The sequence below is a fragment of the Janthinobacterium sp. FW305-128 genome (assembly GCF_020858135.1).
Taxonomy (GTDB): domain Bacteria; phylum Pseudomonadota; class Gammaproteobacteria; order Burkholderiales; family Burkholderiaceae_D; genus Janthinobacterium.
In genome coordinates, this window is sequence record NZ_JACYMK010000009.1 from 278,885 (window position 1) to 298,851 (window position 19,967).

The window sequence follows — 19,967 nt, forward strand, 5'->3', positions numbered from 1 at the left end:
TTTTTCGTCCGTACCTGTGCCGATTTACAGAAAATGCGTGCGCTGTCCCAGCAGGCCGGCACGCACGTGCCGGCGCGCGCGGAACAGGGCTGCGCCGCAGGCGGCGGCGATGACGGTCAGGAAGAACCAGTCCAGCGGGTTGCGGCGCGGCGGCGGCGGCGATGCTTGCGAGGGCACGGCGAAGGCCTGGAATTTATGCCCTGTGTAGACGGCGCCCACCACCAGGCCGGCGTCCGTGATCTTGTTGGTCAGATACAGGCCGTCGTCGCGGCGGCGTACCGTCATCACGCCTTCCTTGTAGACAAAGGTCATCGGTTCAAAGCCGTTGATGTTGACGCTGCCGACGACGTGCCCGGCCGCGTTGACGGCCGTGGCGTAGCTGTCGCCCTGGCCGATCAGGGCGCCCAGGTCCAGCATGCGCTTGCCATCCCAGGCAAACGCGTGCCAGCGGCGTTTTTCCGTTTCCGAGGCGCCCACGATCAGGCCCGCGTCATTGATGGCGGTGGCCGAGCTGATGCGCCCGCCGGGCAGGGTACCGATTTCCTGCATGCCCGCGCCGGGGTGGTAGACGAAGGCGCGGCGGTAGCCATCGCCGCGCTGGGCCGTGCCCACCACCACGCCATGGTTGTTCAGGCCGCTGGCATAGCTGCTGGCGCCGCCCAGGGTGCCCAGGTCTTGCAGGCTGTGGTCGGCTTTTGTCACAAAGGCGTGGAAATCGCCGCCGCTCGTGTCGGCATAGCCGGCCACCTGGCCGCCTTGTGCGATGGCCGTGGCATAGCTGCTGGTACCGCCCAAGGTGCCCAGGTCGCGCATACCGCCGGCCGCGTCGTAGCGGAAGGCGTGCCAGGCGCCGCTGGCCGTTTGCGCCGAACCGACCACTGCGCCATGGATATTGATGGCCTTGGTAAAACCTTCATCGCCGCCCAGGGTGCCCAGCTCGCGGAGGCGGCCATGCTGATACGTCACGGCGCGGCGCCGTCCTTCTTCTTCCATGATGATGCCGGCCACCAGGCCAGCCGGGTTCAGGTCGGATGCGATGCTGCCGTTGCCATCCCTTTCTCCAAAGCCCCGTTCGGCATAAATGGTGGCGCTGGCGCTGGAAACGGCGGCCAGCAGGAGCAGGCCGAGCAATGGGGCGGGGAGGCGGGAGAACCGTGTCAGCATGATAGTTTCCTCTAGGAAAAAACTTACTATACTTTTATTTGCCAAAAATGCATATCTAATTTGTTACTGTTTTTGGTAATGCTTGTGTTCGGGCATGGCCGGCATGGCGCGCCTGGCGGCGTGGGGCAGGTAGATGGTCAGCACCGTGCCCCGGCCCGCCTGGCTGTCGATGCGCAGTTCGCCGCCCAGCGCGTGGACACGTTCGCGTATGCTTTTCAGGCCGAAGGCGGCCCGCTTGCCGTCGTCGCCCGGCTGCATGCCGATGCCGTTGTCGCTGATGCGCAGGATGATGGAATCCGCATCTTGCTCAAGCGCCACCTCCACTTCGCTGGCCTGGGCGTGGCGCACGATGTTCGACAGCGATTCCTGCAGCACGCGGAAGATGGCCGAGGTCTGGCGCTGATCGAGGCCCAGGTCCGGCACCTCGCTGTCGAGCGTGAGCCGGTAGCGGATGGCGCCGCGGCTTTCCATCTGGCGGAGCAGCCATTCGGCCGCCGGACCCAGTCCCAGTTCGAGGGTGCTGGGATGCAGGTCATTGATGATGGTGCGCACCGAGCGGATGGTGGTGTCGATGGTGTCGAGCACGCGCTGCGCGTGGCGGTGCAGGCGCGGATGGGTCTCGGCCGTGCGCGCATGCAGCAGCGACACATCGATGCGCAGCACCATCAGGTTCTGGCCCAGGTCGTCATGAATGTCGAGCGCGATGCGCCGGCGTTCCTCTTCCTTGATCGTTTGCTGGTGATCGCTCAGTTCGCGCAGCTGGGCCAGGGTGCGCTCCAGGTTTTCCTCGTTGCGCTTGCTGTCGGTGATGTCGATGGCCATGGCGATGATCATCTGCGGCCGCCCTTCGGCGTCGAAGATGGGTTTCTTGTGTGTCTGCAGCAGGCGATTTTCCTGCAGCTGCGCATTCCATACCAGTTCTTCGCGTATCACCACCTTGCGGCTGGCAAACGCTTCCTGGTCCGCCGCGTGGAAGCCCACGTTCTGGTCGCTGGGGAAATGCTGCAAGTCGCGCCCTTCGGCAATGTCCTGCTGGCGCACGCCCCATTGCTGCTCGCAAGCCTGGTTCATCAGCACGATGCGCGAATCGGCATCTTTCAGGAACAGCGACAGGGGCATCATGGAGATGATGTCCTGCAGCCGTTCTTCGCTGCGCGCCAGGGCCGCTTCCGTTTGCGCGCGCATGGCGATTTCCGCCGATAGCTGGAGATTGACGTCGAGCAGCTGGGCCGTGCGCAGGGCCACGCGGCTTTCCAGCTCCGCATGGGCGACGCTCAATGCATGTTCGGCCCGCTTTTGTTCGGTGATGTCGCTGGCCAGCACGAGCGCGCCCGTCAGCGTGCCCTGCTGGTCGTACAGGCGGCGGCCGCTGATCATCGCCCAGCGTTCCGAGCCGTCGCTGTGCCGGTATTGCAGCTCGCCCATGCAGCTATCCGTGGCTGTCTGGCGCAGCGGACACAGGCGCAGCAAGGTCGCCTCATCGTAGAATTCGCTCATTTTATGGCCCAGCAGCTTTTCCGCAGGCATATCGAGCATGTCGCACAGGCGCTGGTTGAGATGCAATATCGTGCCTTGCGCATCCGTTTGCCACATGCCGTCCTGCGCCGTCTCGCTCAGGTGGCGGTAGCGCATGGTGCTGGCATCGAGCTGCAAGCGCGTGCTGGCGAGGTGGGCGCGCAGCTTGCGCATCAGCCACATGGCCGTGCCGGCGGCTGCCGCCAGCAGCAGCAACAGCCAGATATGTTCCCAGGAGTCGAGCTCCTGCCAGGCCGCGCCGGCCAGCCAGCCCAGCACCACCAGGACGAGGGCGGCGCATGCCGTACTCAGCGTTTCAATCGACCATTTGCTCATACGCGTCCCTGGCGTCATCGTTGGCCGCTGCGGTGCACGTGGCGCCGGAGTGGGAAAAGTATTCGACGCTAGTGTAATACCAAATGTTGTTTTATTGAGAATATTTTTCCATTTGGAAAGCTAAAGGGCCGGCCCTTGCGGTGCCGGCCCCTGCTTGCCGAAGGCAATGCGGCGCGATCAGCCCGTGTTGCGCAAGCCTGCCGCCACGCCATTGATCGACAGCTGGATGCCGCGGTGCACCCGTTCATCGACTTTACTGGCGCTGGACAGGACGCGGTTGCGCTTGATCAATTCCACCTGCAAATGGTTCAGCGGGTCGAGGTAGGCGAAGCGGTTCTGGATCGAGCGGGCCAGCAGCGGATTGCCCGCCAGGCGCTCGGTATTGCCGGTGATCAGCTCCAGGCAGCGCAAGGTGTTGCCGTGCTCTTCCGTGATGCGCTTGTAGATGCGTTCGCGCAAGTCCTGGTCCGCCACCAGTTCCGCGTAGCGCGAGGCAATGGCCAGGTCCGTCTTGGCCAGCACCATGTCCATGTTCGACAGCAGGGTGGCAAAGAACGGCCATTCGGCGTACATGGCGCGCAGGGTGGCGATCCTGTCATCCTTCGACGCTGGCTCGCCATCGTTGATCCACGCTTCGATGGCGCTGCCGAAGCCGAACCAGCCCGGCAGCAGCAAGCGGCACTGGCCCCAGGAAAAGCCCCAGGGAATGGCGCGCAAGTCTTCGATGCGCTGGTTGGCCTTGCGCGAGGCGGGGCGCGAACCGAGGTTCAGCTCGGCGATTTCCGCAATCGGGGTGGCCGAGAAGAAATACTCCGTAAAACCCGGCGTTTCATACACGAGGTGGCGGTAGGCGTGATAGGCGAGGTCCGACAGCTGCGCCATCACGGCTTCGAATTGCGCCAGCTGGCCGTTGCGGGCCGGATTGGCTTCCTGCGGCGCCAGGCTCGCTTCCAGGGTCGCGGCGACCAGCAATTCCAGGTTGCGCCGGCCGATTTCCGCGTTGGAAAACTTCGAGGCGATGATTTCGCCCTGCTCCGTCAGGCGGATCTGGCCGTTGACGGTGCCCGGCGGCTGCGCCAGGATGGCTTCGTAGCTGGGTCCGCCGCCACGGCCCACCGTGCCGCCGCGGCCATGGAACAGGCGCAGCTTGACGCCGGCCTTCTGGAAATCCGCCACCAATGCCAGTTCCGCCTTGTACAGTTCCCAGTTCGACGTGAGAAAACCGCCATCCTTGTTCGAATCGGAATAGCCGAGCATGACTTCCTGCAACTGTCCCTGCTTGGCGATCAATTGCTTGACCAGCGGCAAGGCCATGAGCTGGCTCATGATGCCGGCCGCGCGTTGCAGGTCGGGGATGGTCTCGAACAGGGGGATGACCATCAGCTCGCACGTGCTGTCGCCGTCGCCCCCGGCCTGCCAGTCGGTGCGCAGCAAGCCTGTTTCCTTTTGCAGCAGCAATACTTCCAGCAAGTCGGAGACGGTTTCCGTGTGCGAGATGATGTAGTTGCGGATGGCCCGCGCGCCGTAGCGCTGGCGGATGTCGCGCGCCGCGCGCAGGATGGCCAGCTCGGAATCCGTTTCCGTGGCGTAGGCGATGTAGGGCGAGTACAGCAGGCGCGGCTGGGCCAGTTCGTTCAGCAGCAGCGCCTGCTTGTCTTCCTCGGACAGGGTCGTGTAGTCGGCGGCCACGCCGCTTTTCGCGAACAGGTCGGCCAGCACGCGCTCGTGCACGTCGGAAGTCTGGCGCATGTCGAGCGACGCCAGGTGGAAACCGAAGATGTCGGCCGCCCGCGCCAGGGTCGCCAGGCGCGGGCGCACGAGGGCCGCGCCGTGGTGCGACTCGAGCGAGGCGACGATGGTGCGCAAGTCGGCCACAAAGGCGGCCGCGTCAGGATAGGGGGCGGCCGCGCCCACTTCCTTGCGCAGGATGTTGGTGGCGCCCAGCGCGCGGGCCGTGGCGGCCAGGCGCGCATAGATGCCGATCAGGGCGCGGCGGTACGGTTCGTCGCTGCGGTGCGGCGAGGCGTCCGGCGACTGGTCGGCCAGCGCCTGCAGTTCGGCGCTCACGCCCACCATCAGGGTCGAGACGGACAGTTCCGCGCCCAGCGCGTGCACTTCGTCGAGGTAAAAGTCGAGGATGGTGGTGGCGTGGCGCGCCAGCGCGTGCTGCATGGTGCCCGCGTTGACGTTCGGGTTGCCGTCGCGGTCGCCGCCGATCCAGCTGCCCATCTGCACGTAGGCGGCATTGATCGGCTCGATCGTGCCGTTGCCGTTCGGGTACTCGGCGGCGATGTCTTCCTCGATGTCGTCGTACAGGCCCGGCAATTCGCGCAGGAAGGTGATGCGGTAGTAGGACAGGGCGTTTTCGATTTCGTCAGCGACTGTCAGCTTCGAGTAGCGCAGCATGCGCGTCTGCCACAGGGTGGCCACGCGCGAGCGCAGCAGCTGCATGTTGGCCTGCCGTTCCTTCGGCGTCTGCGGCAGGTCGCGCTCGGCCAGCAGGCGGGCGATGTCGTGCTCGGCGTCGAGGATGCTCTTGCGCTGCACTTCCGTCGGGTGGGCCGTCAGCACGGGCGCGATCAGGGCGTCCTGGAAGAAGGTGTCGACGGTCTTGCGCGGCACGCCGGCGGCGCGCAGTTTTTTCAGCGCGAAGCTGACGCTGCCCTTTTGCGCCGGCGAGCCGGCCAGCAGGTGGGCGCGGCGGCGGCGGATGTGATGCTGGTCTTCCGCAATGTTGGCCAGGTGCGAAAAATAGGAAAACGCGCGCACGACGGAAATCGTCTGTTCGCGGCTCAGTTCCTTGAGCATGGCGTCGAGTTCCAGCGCCGCGTCGGCGTCCGCTTCGCGGCGGAAGCGCACGGAAGTCTGGCGTATGGTTTCCACCACATTGAAGACGGCGTCGCCTTCCTGTTCGCGCAGCACGTCGCCCAGCAGGCGGCCCAGCAAGCGGATATCTTCTTTCAGCGGCGCGTCCTTGTCGGAGCCGGCCGCCGGGACTATTTCTGGTGCTACTGCGTCATTGAGCATAATAAAGAACCAAAGTAAGTGTAAAAGCAAGGGAATGTGGATCGCACCGGGCGTTTGGCCGCAGAGGGGAGGGGGCGCATGATAAAATTTGTGGTCTTCAACATGGACGCTAGCCTGACTTGGCCTTCTAGGCTAAGGGATAACGATTATAGCGAGGCCGGGCGTCATTCCGATACAAATTGATATCGGACGGGCGAATTGGCAACGACAACGACAGCCACAGCGAAAGAACTTGTTTTGAAAGCATCCGAATTGACCCAAAATATTCCTTCCCGCCTGGTGATCGCCACGCGCGAGAGCCGTCTTGCCATGTGGCAAGCCGAACACGTGCGTGCGCGCCTGGCCGCCCTGTATCCGCAGTGTAGCGTTGAAATTCTCGGCATGACCACACGCGGCGACCAGATTCTGGACCGCGCCCTGTCCAAGGTAGGCGGCAAGGGCCTGTTCGTCAAGGAACTGGAAGTGGCGATGGAAGAGGGCCGCGCCGACCTGGCCGTGCATTCGCTCAAAGACGTGCCGATGGAGTTGCCGGCAGGCTTTGCCCTGGCCGCCATCCTCGAGCGCGAAGACCCGCGCGACGCGTTCGTGTCCAACGATTACGCCAGCCTGGCCGAGCTGCCGCACGGCGCCGTCGTCGGCACCAGCAGCCTGCGCCGCCAGTCGCTGATCGCCGCGCGCTACCCGCACCTGACGATTCTGCCCCTACGCGGCAACCTCGACACCCGCTTGGGCAAGCTGGACCGTGGCGATTACGCCGCCATCATCCTGGCCGCCGCCGGCCTGAAACGCCTGGGCCTGGCGTCGCGCATCCGCGCCGTGCTGGCGCCGGAAGACAGCCTGCCTGCCGCCGGCCAGGGCGCCATGGCGATCGAGGTGCGCGCCGGTCGCGCCGACGGCGTTGACATGACGGCCCTGCTGGCGCCGTTGAACCACACGGCTACGGCGCAAGCCGTCACGGCCGAGCGCAAGGTGTCGAAGATTTTCGGCGGCAGCTGCCAGATTCCGTTGGCCGCGTTCGCCACTGTCGAAGGCGACAGCATGCGCTTGCGCGCCATGGTCGCCACGCCGGACGGCGCGCGCATGGCCAGCGCCGAGTTCGAAGGCCCGGCCAGCGCGCCCGAGCTGCTGGGCGAACAGGTGGCCGAGCTGCTGCGCGCACAGGATGCCGCCGGCATCCTCGCCTCGTGCGCCATTACGCCCGACAACCATGAAGGCCTGGCGCCGCATGCCTGACACGGTGGTGATCACGCGGCCCGCGGCGCAAGCGGGGCCGCTGGCCGCCAGGATCACGGCGCTGGGCTTGCCCGTGCAACTGTTGCCGCTGCTGGAAATCCACGCGCTCGATGGCGCAGATGAATGCGCGCAGCTGCAAGCCGTGCTGGCGCGCCTGGCGGAATATGACCTGGTGGCCTTCGTCTCGCCCAACGCCATCGATTGCGTCTTTGCGCACTTGTCCGCCTGGCCGCCAGGCGTGCCGCTGGCCGTCGTGGGCGAGGGCAGCCGGATGGCCTTGGCCGCGCATGGCGTCACGGACGCGAATGCCAGCATCACCAGTCCGCTCGACACGGCGCGCAGCGATTCCGAACATTTATTGCTGGCGCTGGACTTGCCGGCCCTGCGCGGCAAGCGCGTGCTGATCGTGCGCGGCGACGGCGGACGCGATTACCTGGCCGACGGCTTGCGCGCCGCTGGCGCCGAAGTCGAGTTCGTCACAGCCTACCGCCGCCAGGTGCCAACGCTGACGCCGGCCTTGCGGGCGACCCTGGAAAAGCTGTTGCAGCATAATAATGACTGGATCATCACCAGCTCGGAAGCGCTGCGCGGTTTGCTGGCGCTTCTTGAGGAATTGGATGCTGAAAAGACGGCTGTTGTGAAAATGCAACAGCAACATCTGATCGTGCCGCACGCCCGCATTGCACAAACGGCGGCGGCCCTGGGTTTTGCCCGTGTCACCCTGACAGGATCAGGCGACGCAGGAGTGCTCGCCGCGTTACAATCACGACCATGAACGAAATGCCTACACTCTCCGAACCGAATGCAACGCCTGGCAGCGCCGTGAAGACGGCGCCGCAGGCGGCCGACCAACCTGCCGGCCGCGCGCCGACCTTGCTGGAACAGCTGCAAAAGCCCATGAGCATCGCCGTCATCGTGCTGGCCGTGCTGCTGGCTGCGCAAAGCTGGTCGTCCAGCAAGCAGATCCGCAACCTGCGCGAAGAAGTGGCCAAGCGCCTGCAAAAGGGCGATGTCAGCAACGCCGAAACGGGCGTGCTGGCGCGCACCGTGCAAGAAGGCACGAAAGAGCTGGAAATCAAGGTGGGTGCGCTGGAAAACCGCCAGAGCGAAACGCAAAGCCAGCAGCTGGCCCTGGAACAGCTGTATAACGACTTGTCGAAGAACCGCGACGAGTGGGCGCTGACGGAAATCGAGCAAGTGCTGTCGACGGCCAGCCAGCAGCTGCAACTGGCCGGCAACGTGCCCGGCGCGCTGATCGCCCTGCAAAACGCGGACCGCAGCCTGTCGCGTTCCGACAAGCCGCAATTCATCACTATCCGCCGCGCCATCGGGCGCGACATGGAAAAACTCAAGGCCCTGCCCAGCGTCGATTCGACGGGCGTGGCCCTGCGCCTCGACGCCGTGATCGCCCAGGTCGATTCCTTGCCGATGCTGTCCGACGAAACGCCGGCCTTGCCGGCCGCGCCGGAAAAACCGGGCAAGGCCAAGCCCGTGCGCGATGCCAGCGGCAAGCTGGTGGGTCCGCCGGCGCCGGAACCGCTGCTGCAAAAGGTGCGCGACGGCTTCAATACCTGGAGCGGCGACATGTGGGCCGACGTGCGCCAATTGATCCGTATCCGCCGGGTCGATACGCCGGAAGCGCTGATGCTGTCGCCGACGCAATCGTATTTCTTGCGCGAAAACGTCAAGCTGCGCTTGCTCAATGCCCGCATGGCCTTGTTGTCGCGCAATGAAACGGCGTTCCGCAACGACTTGATCGCCGCGCAGGATGCGCTGGCCAAGTATTTCGACACCCGCGCCAAGAGCACGCAGACGGCGCAAGCCCTGCTGCGCCAGGTGCAGGGCAGCAACCTGGCCATCGAAATGCCAACCTTGTCCGACAGCCTGACTGCTGTGCGCAACTACAAAGCGAAGTCCTGAGCCCATGCGTCTATTTCTCTGGTTACTCGCCCTGATGGCCGCGGCGATCGGTATCGCCGTGACGGCCCGTTTCAACCCTGGCAACGTGGTGCTGTTCTATCCGCCGTACCGCATCGATTTGTCGCTGAACTTCTTCCTGCTGCTGCAGGTCGTGCTGTTCGTGCTGCTGTACCTGCTGGTGCGCGCCGTGCGCGCCACCGTGCGCATGCCGGCGCAAGTGGCGGCCTACCGCCAGCGCAAGCGTGAGCGCGATGGCAACAAGGGTTTGCGCGAAGCCTTGAAAGCCCTGTTCGAAGGCCGTTTCGGCCATGCAGAGAAGGCCGCCTTGCGCGCCGCCGAACTGGACGAAAACGCCGGCCTGGCCGCGCTGATCGGCGCGCGCGCCGCGCACCGCATGCGCCAGTCCGAACGCCGCGACAGCTGGCTGGCCCGCGTCGAAGGCGACGCCAGCCTGAAGACGGCCCGTCTGATGACGGTGACGGAATTGCTGGTCGACGACCACCAGCCGGAAGCGGCGCTGGCCGCCGTGCGCGAACTCAACGCCAGCGGCACGCGCCATATCCACGCGCTGCAATGGTCGCTGAAAGCCGAGCAGCAGGCGAAGAACTGGCCGGAAGTGCTGCGCCTCGTGCGTTCGCTCGACAAGCACCGCGCCCTGCATCCGGCCCTGTCGTCGCGCCTGCGCGAACTGGCTTACGACCATTTGCTGTCCGACCCGTCGCACGATGCCGAATCCTTGCTGCGCGTATGGTCGACCGTGCCAAGCGTCGACCGGGTCAAGCCGTATATCGCCTGCCGCGCCGCCACGGCCCTGAATGCGCGCGGCCTGCATGACGAAGCGCGCCTCGTGTGCGAAGAGTCGCTGGCCGCCGACTGGGACGAGCGCGTCGTGCGCGCCTACCGCGAAGCGGCGGCCCCGAGCGGCACGCCGGCCCTGCTGCTGCAGATCGAGCATTGCGAGCAATGGCTGAAACAGCGTCCGCTCGATGCGGAACTGGCGCTGACCCTCGGTACCTTGTGCCTCAAGCAAAAACTGTGGGGCAAGGCCCAGCGCCACCTGGAGCAGGCTTTGTCGGACGCCAACGAGCCGCAGATGGTGCGCGACGCCCACCTGAAGCTGGCGCAGATGCACGATGCCTTGCAGCAGACGGAACAGGCCGCCGCCCATTACCGGCAGTGCGCGCTGGCCACCATCCTGTAAGCCTTGTAGGCCATTTCTCCAGACGTAAAAAAGCCGTTCAGTGCAGACTGAACGGCTTTTTTTATGGGCACCCCATGGCGGAGTGCGCTGCTGCGTTGCTATTTACTTCTTCGGTACGGCCGTGCCTTCGGGCAGGGCATACGCGATCAGGGTATCGCTCATCTTCGTGCCCAGCGAACCGTGGCCGCCGGCCATGACGACGACGAACTGGCGTCCCGACTTGTTCGACACATAGCTCATCGGCGTAGCCTGGCCGCCGGCCGGCAAGCGGGCTTTCCAGATGACTTTGCCGTTGCTGACGTCGTAGCCGCGGATGTAATAGTCGAGCGTGCTGCTGAGGAAGGTCACGCCGCCGCCCGTGGTGACCATGCCGCCCAGGCTGGGCACGCCCAGTGGCAATGGAATCGGCACGGGACCGCTGTCGCGCGTGGTGCCGTTCTTGTGCATCCACACTTTTTTCATGGTGCGCAGGTCGACGGCGGCCACATAGCCCCACGGCGGTGCCTGGCATGGGAAGCCCAGCGGCGACAAAAAGGCCTTGATTTCCACGGCGAACGGGACGCCCGTCTGCGGCTGCAAGCCCATTTCGCCGCCCGTGCCGCCCTTGGCCGTCGTTTCGGCGCGCGGCACGAGTTTTTCCAGGAAGCCCATGTAGTCAGGGTTGACGATCAACAACTGGCGCACGGGGTCGATGGCCGCGCCGCCCCATTCGAAGATGCCCAGCGGGCCCGGCGAGATGACGGCGCCCTTGCCGGCCGTTTGCGGCGTGAACGGGCCTTCATAGCGGCGTTCCTTGAAGATGATGCGGCAAGCGAGCTGGTCGAACGGCGTCGTGCCCCACATGTCCGCTTCGCTGATATTGCGTTCAGGCAGGAAGGTCAGGGCCGAGAACGGCTGCGTGGGCGACAGGGTGTCGCCGGCGGCAGGATTGCTCGTCGGCACGGGTTTTTCCGGCGCCGGCACGACCAGGCTGCCGTCGCGGCGGTCAATCACATAGATGTCGCCCCGTTTCGTCGTGGCGACGACGGACGGCACTTTGCCTTTCGGCGTGTCGATGTCGACCAGCGAAGGCTGGCCGCCGATATCCATGTCCCAGATATCGTGGTGCACGGTCTGGTAGACCCAGCGCACTTTGCCGGTCGCCAGGTCCAGCGCGACGATGGCGCTGTTGAATTTCTCGCCGTTCTTGTTGCGGTTGCCGCCCCAGGTATCGGGGGTTTCATTGCCCATCGGGATGTACACCATGCCCAGCTTTTCATCGATGCTGGCCACGCCCCACGAGTTGGGCGAGTTGTTGGTGTAGTTCTTGCCTTCAGGGAAGGGCTTGGTATCTTCCGGCGTGGCCGGGTCCCAGTTCCACATCAGCTTGCCCGTGACGGGATCGTAGCCGCGGATCACGCCCGACGGTTCTTCCGTCGAATGGTTGTCCGTCACGCTGGCGGCGATCACGGCCATTTTCTGCGACACGGCGGGCGGCGAGGTCGGCATCAGGAAACCGCGCTTGATCATGGCCATGTTTTTATATAGGTTGACGACGCCGTTGTTGCCAAAGCTCTTGCACGACTCGCCCGTATCGGCATTGACGGCGATCATGGTGCCGTCCATGGTCGGCGCCAGGATGCGGCGCGGGCATTCCATGCCGGCCGCTTCGGGGGCCGGGTTGTTCTTGGCGCGGCCCGCGTTGACGTCCCAGTAGGCGACGCCGCGGCAGATCATGTGCTGGTAGCTGGCTGCGTCGCGGTTGATCTTCGGATCGTGGCGCCAGATTTCCTTGCCCGTGTCCGGGTTCAGCGCGATGACGATATTGTGCGGCGTGCACAGGTACAGCATGTCATTGACCTTCAGCGGCGTCACTTCGTTGGCGATCTCGCCCGGGTCGTTCGGTCCCTTGAAGTCGCCCGTGTGGTAGGTCCAGGCTTCCTTCAGGCCGGAAATATTCGCCGGCGTGATCTGCGCGGCCGGGGCGTAGCGGTCGCCATAGCCGGAGCGGCCATACGCGGACCAGTCGTTGTGCTCGACGCCGGGCGCCAGATCGCCGCTGGCCGTGGCGGCCATGTTTTCGGCCGGCACGTCGCCATGCAGGTCATGGTAGTCCTGGAACAGGGCGATGACGCCGGCGATGACGGTCAGGACCACGGCGGCGGACAGGGCCGTGCGTCCCAATTGCCCCTGTTTCGCCGCGGCGGGTGGCGCCAGACGGCGGCTGACGAAGGGCAGCAACAGCCAGACGGCGGCGGCAAACCAGATGTCGAGGCGCGGCAGCAATTGCCACCAGTCGAATTTCACTTCGATGACGGACCAGATGAGGGTGGCGGTCAGCAAGAAGGCGAGGAAAGCTTGCGCGCTGCGCTTGCCCTGGAACACCAGCACGCCGGCGACGAGCATGCCTATGCCGGCCAGCAAGTAGTACCAGGAGCCGCCAAGCGTGGCCAGCCAGATGCCGCCGCCCAGCAGGGCGAGGCCAAACAGAATGAAAATAACGCCGGTGACCTTTAATAAAGGCCCGGGCCGGAAGGAGGGAATCATCATATTCCTTTTTGCAAGGATTTATCGGTGGCGCGTTGAAAGCGCCATATTGAATTCAGGGAAGGCGTCGATTGCAGAATATACAAAGTTTGGAATCACCAGAATGTGACAGTTTATCAGAATTGATGATTGTCTTCTGGTCGTGCCATTTTTTGGCCAGGCCGTCATTTGAATCAAATAAATGCTTCAAATAAGCGCAAAGATTATGCTGGATGAGGGAGTTGCAGGGCTGGCAGGCTTGATGGCCATCGATGGTGAGACGGCCGCGCCATCACGCGCTGACAGTTCGGGGAGAATAAGCCTGACACAGTTGTTATAAGTGGCTGCAATAAATGCAATGCCGGTTATGATAACCATGTTCGCTGGATGGTGATATTGAAATGAAAATATGACGACATTTCAGGTATTAACTCGGGGTCGACCGTAGTAATGCTTAAGTGTTTCTACTTATTATTCCCAATAGCCTGTTTATTCTCTCGGCAGCAGCTTGCGCGTGCCGGACGGCCGTGCTGGCGAGTGTTGCTGGCTGGACGCGCAAAACGCCGGCGCGCCGCTGCTGCATCGCACAAGCTGCCTGTACTTCGCTATAATTGCGCGGTTAAAACACCATCCGCTAATGAGGAACCCCATGAGTTTGAATAACGTCTCTTCCGGCCGCGACCTGCCGAACGATTTCAACGTCGTCATCGAAATCCCGATGAATGCCGATCCGATCAAGTACGAAGTCGACAAGGAAAGCGGCGCGATCTTCGTCGATCGCTTCATGGGTACCGCCATGCATTACCCGTGCAACTACGGCTACGTGCCGAACACCCTGTCGCCGGACGGCGATCCGGTCGACGTGCTGGTCATCACCCCGTTCCCGCTGATCCCGGGCGTGGTCGTGCGCTGCCGTCCTATCGGCGTGCTGAAAATGACCGACGAGTCGGGCGAAGACGCGAAAGTGCTGGCCGTGCCAGTCGACAAGGTCCTGTCGATCTACAGCCACTGGCAAAAGCCGGAAGACTTGAACGAACTGCGTTTGCGCCAGATCCAGCATTTCTTTGAGCACTACAAAGATCTGGAAAAAGGCAAATGGGTCAAGATCGACGGCTGGTATGGCCCTGACGTGGCCAAGGAAGAAATCCTGGGCGGCGTCGCCGCCTACAAGGCAGATGCTGCAAAAGCCTAACAGCATCAGTTAAAAAACGCTCCCCGCCAGTCATGGCCGGGAGCGTTTTTTTATGCGCGAAACGGGCTGTGTTCGTTCAACTCATCGAGATAGGCATCGATGCCGCCCCGTTCGCGCTCGAGGAAGCGCTGCACGGCGTCGGCAAAGGCAGGGTGGGCCAGCCAGTGGGCGGACCAGGTCTTTTGCGGCAGGAAGCCGCGCGCCATCTTGTGCTCGCCCTGGGCGCCCCCTTCGAAGGTGGCGATGCCGTTGGCGATGCAAAATTCCAGCGGCTGGTAGTAGGCCGTCTCGAAGTGCAGGCACGGCACATGCTCGAGCGCGCCCCAGTAGCGGCCATACAGGGTGTCCGCCGTATGGATCACCAGCGAGGCTGCAATGGCCCGGCCTTCGCGCTCGGCGATCACCAATAAAATGTTCTGCGGCATGCCGGCACCGATGCGCCGGAAGAAGTCCAGCGACAGGTAGGGCGAGGAGCGGTGTTCCGCATAGGTATTGCTGTAGCAGCGGTGGAACAGTTTCCAGTCCGCGTCCGTGGCGTCCATGCCGCGCACCTGGCGCATGGTCACACCCGCTTCCCGCACCTTGCGCCGCTCGGCGCGGATATTCTTGCGTTTCTTGTGTTCCAGGGTGGCGAGGAATTGCTCGAAATCCGCGTAGCCGGGATTGAGCCAGTGAAACTGCACGCCGCTACGCATCAGGTAGCCAGCCTCGGCCAGCTGGCGCGCCTCCCTTTCCGGCGGGAACAGAATATGGCAGGACGACACGTCGGCCGCCTGCTGCTGGGCCTGCAGGAAGGCCAGCAGGGCGGCGCGCGCTTCGCCATCGCGGGCCAGCAGGCGCGTGCCGCTGACGGGCGTAAAGGGAATAGCGGACAGCAGTTTCGGGTAGTATTCGAGGCCATGCTGCTGATAGGCATCGGCCCAGGCCCAGTCGAACACGTATTCGCCATACGAGTGCATTTTCAGGTACAGGGGCAGGGCGGCGGCCAGCGTGTCTCCTTGCCACAGCACCAGGTAATTCGGTTGCCAGCCCGTGTCCGCGCTGGCGCAGCCGGACTCGTGCAGCGCGTGCAAAAAGGCATACGAGAGGAAGGGATTGCTATCCGCCTGGCACGCCAGCAGTTCAGACCAGGCCGCTTCGCCAATTTCAGCCAGGGTAGTGACGATAGCCGTGCGATAATTCATTGTTGTAGTGTGCATTCATCACTCTCGGGGCGCCACCATCGGCCTGTGTGCCCCTGTCTTGTTTAATAGAACGAAAATATCCATCATCATGACAGTCAAAGTCGCAATTGCTCAAATGAATAGTACGGTCGGCGATCTGGCCGGCAACCGTGCCAAGATCTTCGACCTTTCCCGCCGCGCCTTTGAAGCGGGCGCCGATATCGTGCTCACGCCGGAACTGTCGCTGGTCGGCTATCCACCCGAAGACTTATTGCTGCGCAATGCATTCTACGCAAAAACGCAGGAAGCGTTTGCGGGGCTGGCCCGCGACCTGGCCCAGTTCAAGGATTTGCACGTGGTGGTGGGCTTGCCCCTGCAGGACGAGAAGGGCGTGCGCCACAATGCCGCCTCCGTGCTGCTCAATGGCGAAGTGCTGGGTACCTACCGCAAGCACGACTTGCCGAACACCACCGTGTTCGATGAAAAACGCTACTTTACGTCGTCGGACCAGGCTTTCGTGTTTGGCGTGAAAGGCGTGCGTTTCGGCATCAATATCTGCGAAGACACATGGTTCGAGCATGCGCCGATGCGCGCCCGCGCGGCCGGCGCGCAAGTGCTGCTGGTGCCGAACGGTTCGCCCTACCATATGAACAAGCAGCATCTGCGCTACGAAACCATGCGCAAGAACGTCAGCGCGCAAGGCATGGCCCTCGTGTACGCCAACCTGGTCGGCGGCCAGGACGAGCTGATTTTCGACGGCGATTCGTTTGTCATGGATGCGGCCGGCACGATTTGCGCTCAGCTGCGCCATTTCGAGGAAGACTTGCAACTGGTCGAGTTCGACGGCGCCACGCCCGTGCCGCAGCCGCTGGCCACGCCGTTGACCACCGAGGCGCAGGTGTACCAGGCGCTGGTGCTGGGCGTACGCGACTATATAGTCAAGAACGGCTTTCCGGGCGTGCTGATCGGCATGTCGGGCGGCGTCGATTCCGCGCTGACCCTGGCCATCGCCGTTGATGCGCTGGGCGCCGACAAGGTGCGCGCCGTGATGATGCCGTCGCAATTTACGGCCGATATCTCGTGGATCGATTCGCGCGACATGGTAAAACGCCTCAATGTGCGCTACGATGAAATTCCGATCAAGCAAACCTTTGACGCCTTCCGCGCTACCTTGGCCGGTGAGTTCGCGGGGCTGGCGGAGGACGCGACGGAAGAAAACATCCAGGCGCGCATCCGCGGCACCCTGCTGATGGCTCTGTCGAACAAGCATGGCAGCATCGTTTTGACGACGGGCAACAAGAGCGAGATGGCGGTCGGTTATTGCACCCTGTACGGCGACATGGCGGGCGGCTTTGCCGTGATCAAGGATATCGCCAAGACGCTCGTGTACCGCCTGTGCGCGTACCGCAACGGCATCTCAAGCGTGATTCCCGAGCGCATCCTGACGCGGGGACCGTCGGCCGAACTGCGCGCCGACCAGTTGGACCAGGATTCCCTGCCGCCGTATGACGTACTCGACGGCATCATGCAGCTGTACATGGAAGAAAACCGGCCGATCGCCGAGATTATCGAGGCTGGCTACCCGCCGGCCGATGTGGCCCGGGTCACGCGCCTGATCAAGATCAATGAATACAAGCGGCGCCAGTCGCCGGTGGGCATCCGCGTCACGCACCGTGGCTTCGGCCGCGACTGGCGCTACCCGATTACCTCGAAGTTTTACGAGTAAGGCGGGGTTCCGTTAAGCCAGCTAATGAAGAACTGACGATTATCAATAAGGAGAAAGCCATGAAACAGATTACCGCCATCATCAAACCATTCAAGCTCGACGAAGTACGCGAGGCGCTGGCCGACGTGAACGTGACGGGCTTGACCGTGACGGAAGTGAAGGGCTTTGGCCGCCAGAAGGGCCATACCGAGCTGTACCGTGGCGCCGAGTACGTGGTCGACTTCTTGCCGAAAGTCAAAGTCGAAGTGGTGGTGGACGACAGCGTGTCGGAACTGGTGGTCGACGCCATCATCAAGGCGGCCCGCACGGGCAAGATTGGCGACGGCAAGATCTTCGTGCGCGACGTGGAGCAGGTCATCCGCATCCGCACGGGCGAGACAGGACCGGACGCGGTCTAAGTTTTTGCTGGCGGCTACGGCAACAATGGTGTCGGATTACGGCTCTTCGAGCCTGATCCGACCTACGCCTGATATACGTCGATACGCGTAGGTCGGCTTAGCGCGCCAGCGCGTAAGCCGACGCTGCTGGGCCACCCAAGCTGCCGGATTGCGCTTCAGCGCCCCAGCCGCATGTCGAATTTCCAGCAAATCAGGCGCAGTATCGTGATGCCGCTGGCGCTGGTCCACAGCGCAAAGTCGTGCTCGGCGCCGAAGTGCATCTGCAATAAATAAGCCCAGCAGCCGAAGAACGCGCAGATCGCATACGGTTTGCCGTCACGAAACACCATCGGTACTTCGTTGCAGACGATGTCGCGCATCACGCCGCCAAAGATTCCCGTAATTACCCCCATCATCGACGCAATGAAGATCGGCATGCCGGCGCGCATGGCTTCGGCCACGCCGGCGATGGCGAACATGCCCAGGCCGATGGCGTCGGCGATGACGATCAGGCGTTCCGAGACGATCTGCCGCAAATGCTGGATCAGGGGCGCGGCCGTCAGGGCCAGCACGAAGATCAGGATCGCATATTCCTGGTGCGAGACCCAGAACAGGGGCCGCTTGTCGAGCAGAATGTCGCGCAAGGTGCCCCCGCCGAAGGCCGTGATGAAGGCCACGACGAATACGCCGACCAGGTCCATGCGCTTGCGCCGCGCTTCGATGAAGCCGGAAAACGCGCCCACCAGGATGGCGATGACCTCAATGATCTTGATCAGCGAGCCAGGCGGCAATTGGGGTGGCATCATGGGTGGAGCGCGTGCACGAGACGCTAAGCAGGAAATAATTGTCACAGGTTAACATGACACGGCCCCGAATGGTGACAAACGGGGCCGTGTGCAGGGTGTAACTTGTTACTGAATTGTAATTTCTTGCTATCTATCCTAGCGGATGGGCTGCAGGGCTGCCGAGAGCAGCACGACGAGGGCGCCATCGCCCCCTTCGGAGCGGCGCGCCTGGCAAAAGGCGATGACTTCATCCTTTTGCACGAGCCAGCTGTGCACCATCGATTTCAAGACCGGTTCCTGGCCTTTCGAGCCAAAACCCTTGCCGTGGATTACGCGCACGCAGCGCAGCTTGCGCCGCGTCGCCTGGTTCAAGAAGGCGCCGATGCCGTCGCGCGCCTCGTCGCGGCGCAAGCCGTGCAAGTCCAGCTCATCCTGGATGGGCCAGTGGCCCTTGCGCATCTTCTTGACCACGTCCGGCCCCACGCCGGGGCGGGCGTAGTTCAGGGCCGGATCGTTTTCCAGATAATGGTCGACCTCGAACAAGTCCGACAGCGATTCGCGCAGCACAGCTGCGTCGTCCTCTTCCGGAGACAACTTGCGCGCGGGCTGCTGGGCGCTTGTCGCGACCGCCTTGGGCAGGCTGGGCACGTAGCGGTCCGACTCGGGCAGGCGCTTGACGCCGCCGATGCTGGCCTTGAACAGATTGCTTTCCACGGCCTGCACCTTGACCTGTTGCGCGCGCTCAGCCGCGGCTTGCGCGCGCGCATCGGCCTGCTCCTTGAGCTGCTTGCTGACCGCTTTCAGGTCGGCAAAGTCTTTCATCGACGCCATGCGACGCTTACTCCTGGCCTTCCAGGTAGCGCTGGGCGTCCAGTGCTGCCATGCAACCCGTACCGGCGCTGGTGATGGCCTGGCGGTAGATATGGTCTTGCACGTCGCCGGCGGCAAACACGCCCGGTGCGCTGGTGGCCGTGGCCATGCCTTCCAGGCCCGTCTTGGTCTTGATGTAGCCGTTGTGCATTTCCAGCTGGCCTTCGAAGATGCCCGTGTTCGGCTTGTGGCCGATGGCGATGAAAACGCCATGCACGGACAACGCTTCGACCTTGCCGTCGATGGTCGATTTGATGTTCAGGCCCGTCACGCCGCCTTCGTTGCCCGTCACTTCGTCCAGAGTGTGGTTATATTTCAACACGATCTTGCCTTCGGCAACCTTGGCGTTCAGGCGGTCGATCAGGATCGCTTCGGCGCGGAACTTGTCGCGGCGGTGGATCAGCGTGACTTTGTTGGCGATGTTCGACAGGTACAGCGCTTCCTCGACGGCCGTATTGCCGCCGCCGACGACGGCCACTTCCTGGTTGCGGTAGAAGAAGCCATCGCAGGTGGCGCAGGCGGACACGCCCTTGCCCATGAATTCCGCTTCCGACGGCAGGCCCAGGTATTGCGCGGACGCGCCCGTGGCGATGATCAGGGTGTCGCACGTGTATTCGTGGCTGTCGCCCTTCAGGCGGATCGGCTTTTCATTGAGGAAAGTGGTGTGGATGTGGTCAAACACGATTTCCGTATTGAAACGTTCGGCATGCTGCAGCAAACGCTGCATCAGGTCCGGGCCTTGCACGCCCATGGGGTCGCCGGGCCAGTTTTCCACGTCGGTGGTGGTCATCAACTGGCCGCCTTGTTCCACGCCGGTGACCAGCATCGGGTTCAGGTTGGCGCGGGCGGCGTAGACGGCGGCGCTGTAGCCGGCTGGGCCGGAGCCGAGGATCAAAACGCGGGCGTGTTTGGTAGTGGTCATGGGAAGCTTCTCTATGAGTGGGGTCTATCCG

15 protein-coding genes are annotated in these 19,967 nt (G+C 63.3%); 7 read left to right on the top strand and 8 right to left on the bottom strand.

The genetic code is table 11. From position 1 onward, the window contains the following. Positions 1 to 24: 24 nt before the first annotated feature. From IGS60_RS20020 to ppc, 3 genes are all read right to left on the bottom strand, one after another. Positions 25 to 1,164: a hypothetical protein gene (locus tag IGS60_RS20020; protein WP_070313172.1), complete on the bottom strand. Its 1,140-nt coding sequence runs from the start codon at positions 1,162 to 1,164 to the stop codon at positions 25 to 27. A 63-nt stretch (positions 1,165 to 1,227) separates the two neighbouring features. Beyond that, positions 1,228 to 3,015 carry a PAS domain S-box protein gene (locus tag IGS60_RS20025; protein WP_230505939.1) on the bottom strand — a complete coding sequence of 596 codons (1,788 nt, stop codon included), beginning with the start codon at positions 3,013 to 3,015 and terminating at the stop codon, positions 1,228 to 1,230. Between the two features lie 177 nt (positions 3,016 to 3,192). After that, positions 3,193 to 6,042 (bottom strand): phosphoenolpyruvate carboxylase, encoded by a 2,850-nt coding sequence (gene ppc / locus IGS60_RS20030; RefSeq protein ID WP_230505940.1) that lies wholly within the window; start codon positions 6,040 to 6,042, stop codon positions 3,193 to 3,195. Between the two features lie 252 nt (positions 6,043 to 6,294). On the opposite strand from ppc, the gene hemC reads away from it, so the two are divergent. From hemC to IGS60_RS20050, 4 genes are read left to right on the top strand one after another with little or no spacing between them, the layout of a single operon-like run. After that, positions 6,295 to 7,275, top strand: coding sequence for a hydroxymethylbilane synthase (hemC, locus tag IGS60_RS20035; RefSeq protein WP_230505941.1), 981 nt, complete (start codon positions 6,295 to 6,297; stop codon positions 7,273 to 7,275). After that, entirely contained in the window at positions 7,268 to 8,050 is a 783-nt protein-coding gene (locus tag IGS60_RS20040) for a uroporphyrinogen-III synthase (RefSeq protein WP_230505942.1), read from the top strand. Before hemC ends, IGS60_RS20040 begins: the two co-directional genes overlap by 8 nt. Next, positions 8,047 to 9,195 (top strand): uroporphyrinogen-III C-methyltransferase, encoded by a 1,149-nt coding sequence (locus IGS60_RS20045; protein ID WP_070291290.1) that lies wholly within the window; start codon positions 8,047 to 8,049, stop codon positions 9,193 to 9,195. Before IGS60_RS20040 ends, IGS60_RS20045 begins: the two co-directional genes overlap by 4 nt. A 4-nt stretch (positions 9,196 to 9,199) precedes the next feature. Next, positions 9,200 to 10,396: a heme biosynthesis protein HemY gene (locus tag IGS60_RS20050; RefSeq protein ID WP_268994138.1), complete on the top strand. Its 1,197-nt coding sequence runs from the start codon at positions 9,200 to 9,202 to the stop codon at positions 10,394 to 10,396. Positions 10,397 to 10,498: 102 nt separating this feature from the next. Here IGS60_RS20050 and IGS60_RS20055 read toward each other — a convergent pair whose 3' ends face one another. Then, the gene (locus IGS60_RS20055; protein ID WP_230505943.1) at positions 10,499 to 12,925 is read right to left on the bottom strand and encodes a membrane-bound PQQ-dependent dehydrogenase, glucose/quinate/shikimate family; all 2,427 of its coding nucleotides are present in this window, start codon (positions 12,923 to 12,925) and stop codon (positions 10,499 to 10,501) included. Between the two features lie 625 nt (positions 12,926 to 13,550). Between IGS60_RS20055 and ppa the strand changes: the two genes are divergently transcribed. Continuing rightward, on the top strand, positions 13,551 to 14,093 hold the full coding sequence (gene ppa / locus IGS60_RS20060; protein WP_070225002.1) for an inorganic diphosphatase: 543 nt from the start codon (positions 13,551 to 13,553) through the stop codon (positions 14,091 to 14,093). A 50-nt stretch (positions 14,094 to 14,143) separates the two neighbouring features. On the opposite strand, the gene IGS60_RS20065 is transcribed toward ppa, so the two are convergent. Then, positions 14,144 to 15,277 carry a GNAT family N-acetyltransferase gene (locus tag IGS60_RS20065; protein ID WP_230505968.1) on the bottom strand — a complete coding sequence of 378 codons (1,134 nt, stop codon included), beginning with the start codon at positions 15,275 to 15,277 and terminating at the stop codon, positions 14,144 to 14,146. A gap of 88 nt (positions 15,278 to 15,365) precedes the next feature. Here IGS60_RS20065 and IGS60_RS20070 point away from each other — a divergent pair, with 88 nt between their 5' ends. Together IGS60_RS20070 and IGS60_RS20075 are read left to right on the top strand one after the other, a co-directional pair. Further along, complete coding sequence (locus IGS60_RS20070; protein ID WP_230505944.1) at positions 15,366 to 16,982, top strand: NAD+ synthase; 1,617 nt, start codon at positions 15,366 to 15,368, stop codon at positions 16,980 to 16,982. 59 nt (positions 16,983 to 17,041) lie between these two features. Further along, on the top strand, positions 17,042 to 17,380 hold the full coding sequence (locus tag IGS60_RS20075; protein ID WP_034758685.1) for a P-II family nitrogen regulator: 339 nt from the start codon (positions 17,042 to 17,044) through the stop codon (positions 17,378 to 17,380). Positions 17,381 to 17,535: 155 nt separating this feature from the next. Here the strand turns inward: IGS60_RS20075 and IGS60_RS20080 are convergent, their stop codons facing one another. From IGS60_RS20080 to trxB, 3 genes are all read right to left on the bottom strand, one after another. After that, positions 17,536 to 18,165: a trimeric intracellular cation channel family protein gene (locus tag IGS60_RS20080; protein ID WP_034786156.1), complete on the bottom strand. Its 630-nt coding sequence runs from the start codon at positions 18,163 to 18,165 to the stop codon at positions 17,536 to 17,538. A gap of 135 nt (positions 18,166 to 18,300) precedes the next feature. Continuing rightward, positions 18,301 to 18,975: a Smr/MutS family protein gene (locus IGS60_RS20085; protein WP_230505945.1), complete on the bottom strand. Its 675-nt coding sequence runs from the start codon at positions 18,973 to 18,975 to the stop codon at positions 18,301 to 18,303. A 7-nt stretch (positions 18,976 to 18,982) separates the two neighbouring features. After that, entirely contained in the window at positions 18,983 to 19,936 is a 954-nt protein-coding gene (gene trxB, locus IGS60_RS20090; RefSeq protein ID WP_034786153.1) for a thioredoxin-disulfide reductase, read from the bottom strand. Positions 19,937 to 19,967 lie beyond the last annotated feature (31 nt).

Coding starts and splice junctions, on each gene's coding strand:
- IGS60_RS20020 (WP_070313172.1), bottom strand. CDS start 1,164: ATGCTGACACGGTTCTCCCGCCTCCCCGCCCCATTGCTCGGCCTGCTC.
- IGS60_RS20025 (WP_230505939.1), bottom strand. CDS start 3,015: ATGAGCAAATGGTCGATTGAAACGCTGAGTACGGCATGCGCCGCCCTC.
- ppc (WP_230505940.1), bottom strand. CDS start 6,042: ATGCTCAATGACGCAGTAGCACCAGAAATAGTCCCGGCGGCCGGCTCC.
- IGS60_RS20040 (WP_230505942.1), top strand. CDS start 7,268: ATGCCTGACACGGTGGTGATCACGCGGCCCGCGGCGCAAGCGGGGCCG.
- IGS60_RS20045 (WP_070291290.1), top strand. CDS start 8,047: ATGAACGAAATGCCTACACTCTCCGAACCGAATGCAACGCCTGGCAGC.
- IGS60_RS20050 (WP_268994138.1), top strand. CDS start 9,200: ATGCGTCTATTTCTCTGGTTACTCGCCCTGATGGCCGCGGCGATCGGT.
- IGS60_RS20055 (WP_230505943.1), bottom strand. CDS start 12,925: ATGATGATTCCCTCCTTCCGGCCCGGGCCTTTATTAAAGGTCACCGGC.
- ppa (WP_070225002.1), top strand. CDS start 13,551: ATGAGTTTGAATAACGTCTCTTCCGGCCGCGACCTGCCGAACGATTTC.
- IGS60_RS20065 (WP_230505968.1), bottom strand. CDS start 15,277: ATGAATTATCGCACGGCTATCGTCACTACCCTGGCTGAAATTGGCGAA.
- IGS60_RS20070 (WP_230505944.1), top strand. CDS start 15,366: ATGACAGTCAAAGTCGCAATTGCTCAAATGAATAGTACGGTCGGCGAT.
- IGS60_RS20075 (WP_034758685.1), top strand. CDS start 17,042: ATGAAACAGATTACCGCCATCATCAAACCATTCAAGCTCGACGAAGTA.
- IGS60_RS20080 (WP_034786156.1), bottom strand. CDS start 18,165: ATGATGCCACCCCAATTGCCGCCTGGCTCGCTGATCAAGATCATTGAG.
- IGS60_RS20085 (WP_230505945.1), bottom strand. CDS start 18,975: ATGGCGTCGATGAAAGACTTTGCCGACCTGAAAGCGGTCAGCAAGCAG.
- trxB (WP_034786153.1), bottom strand. CDS start 19,936: ATGACCACTACCAAACACGCCCGCGTTTTGATCCTCGGCTCCGGCCCA.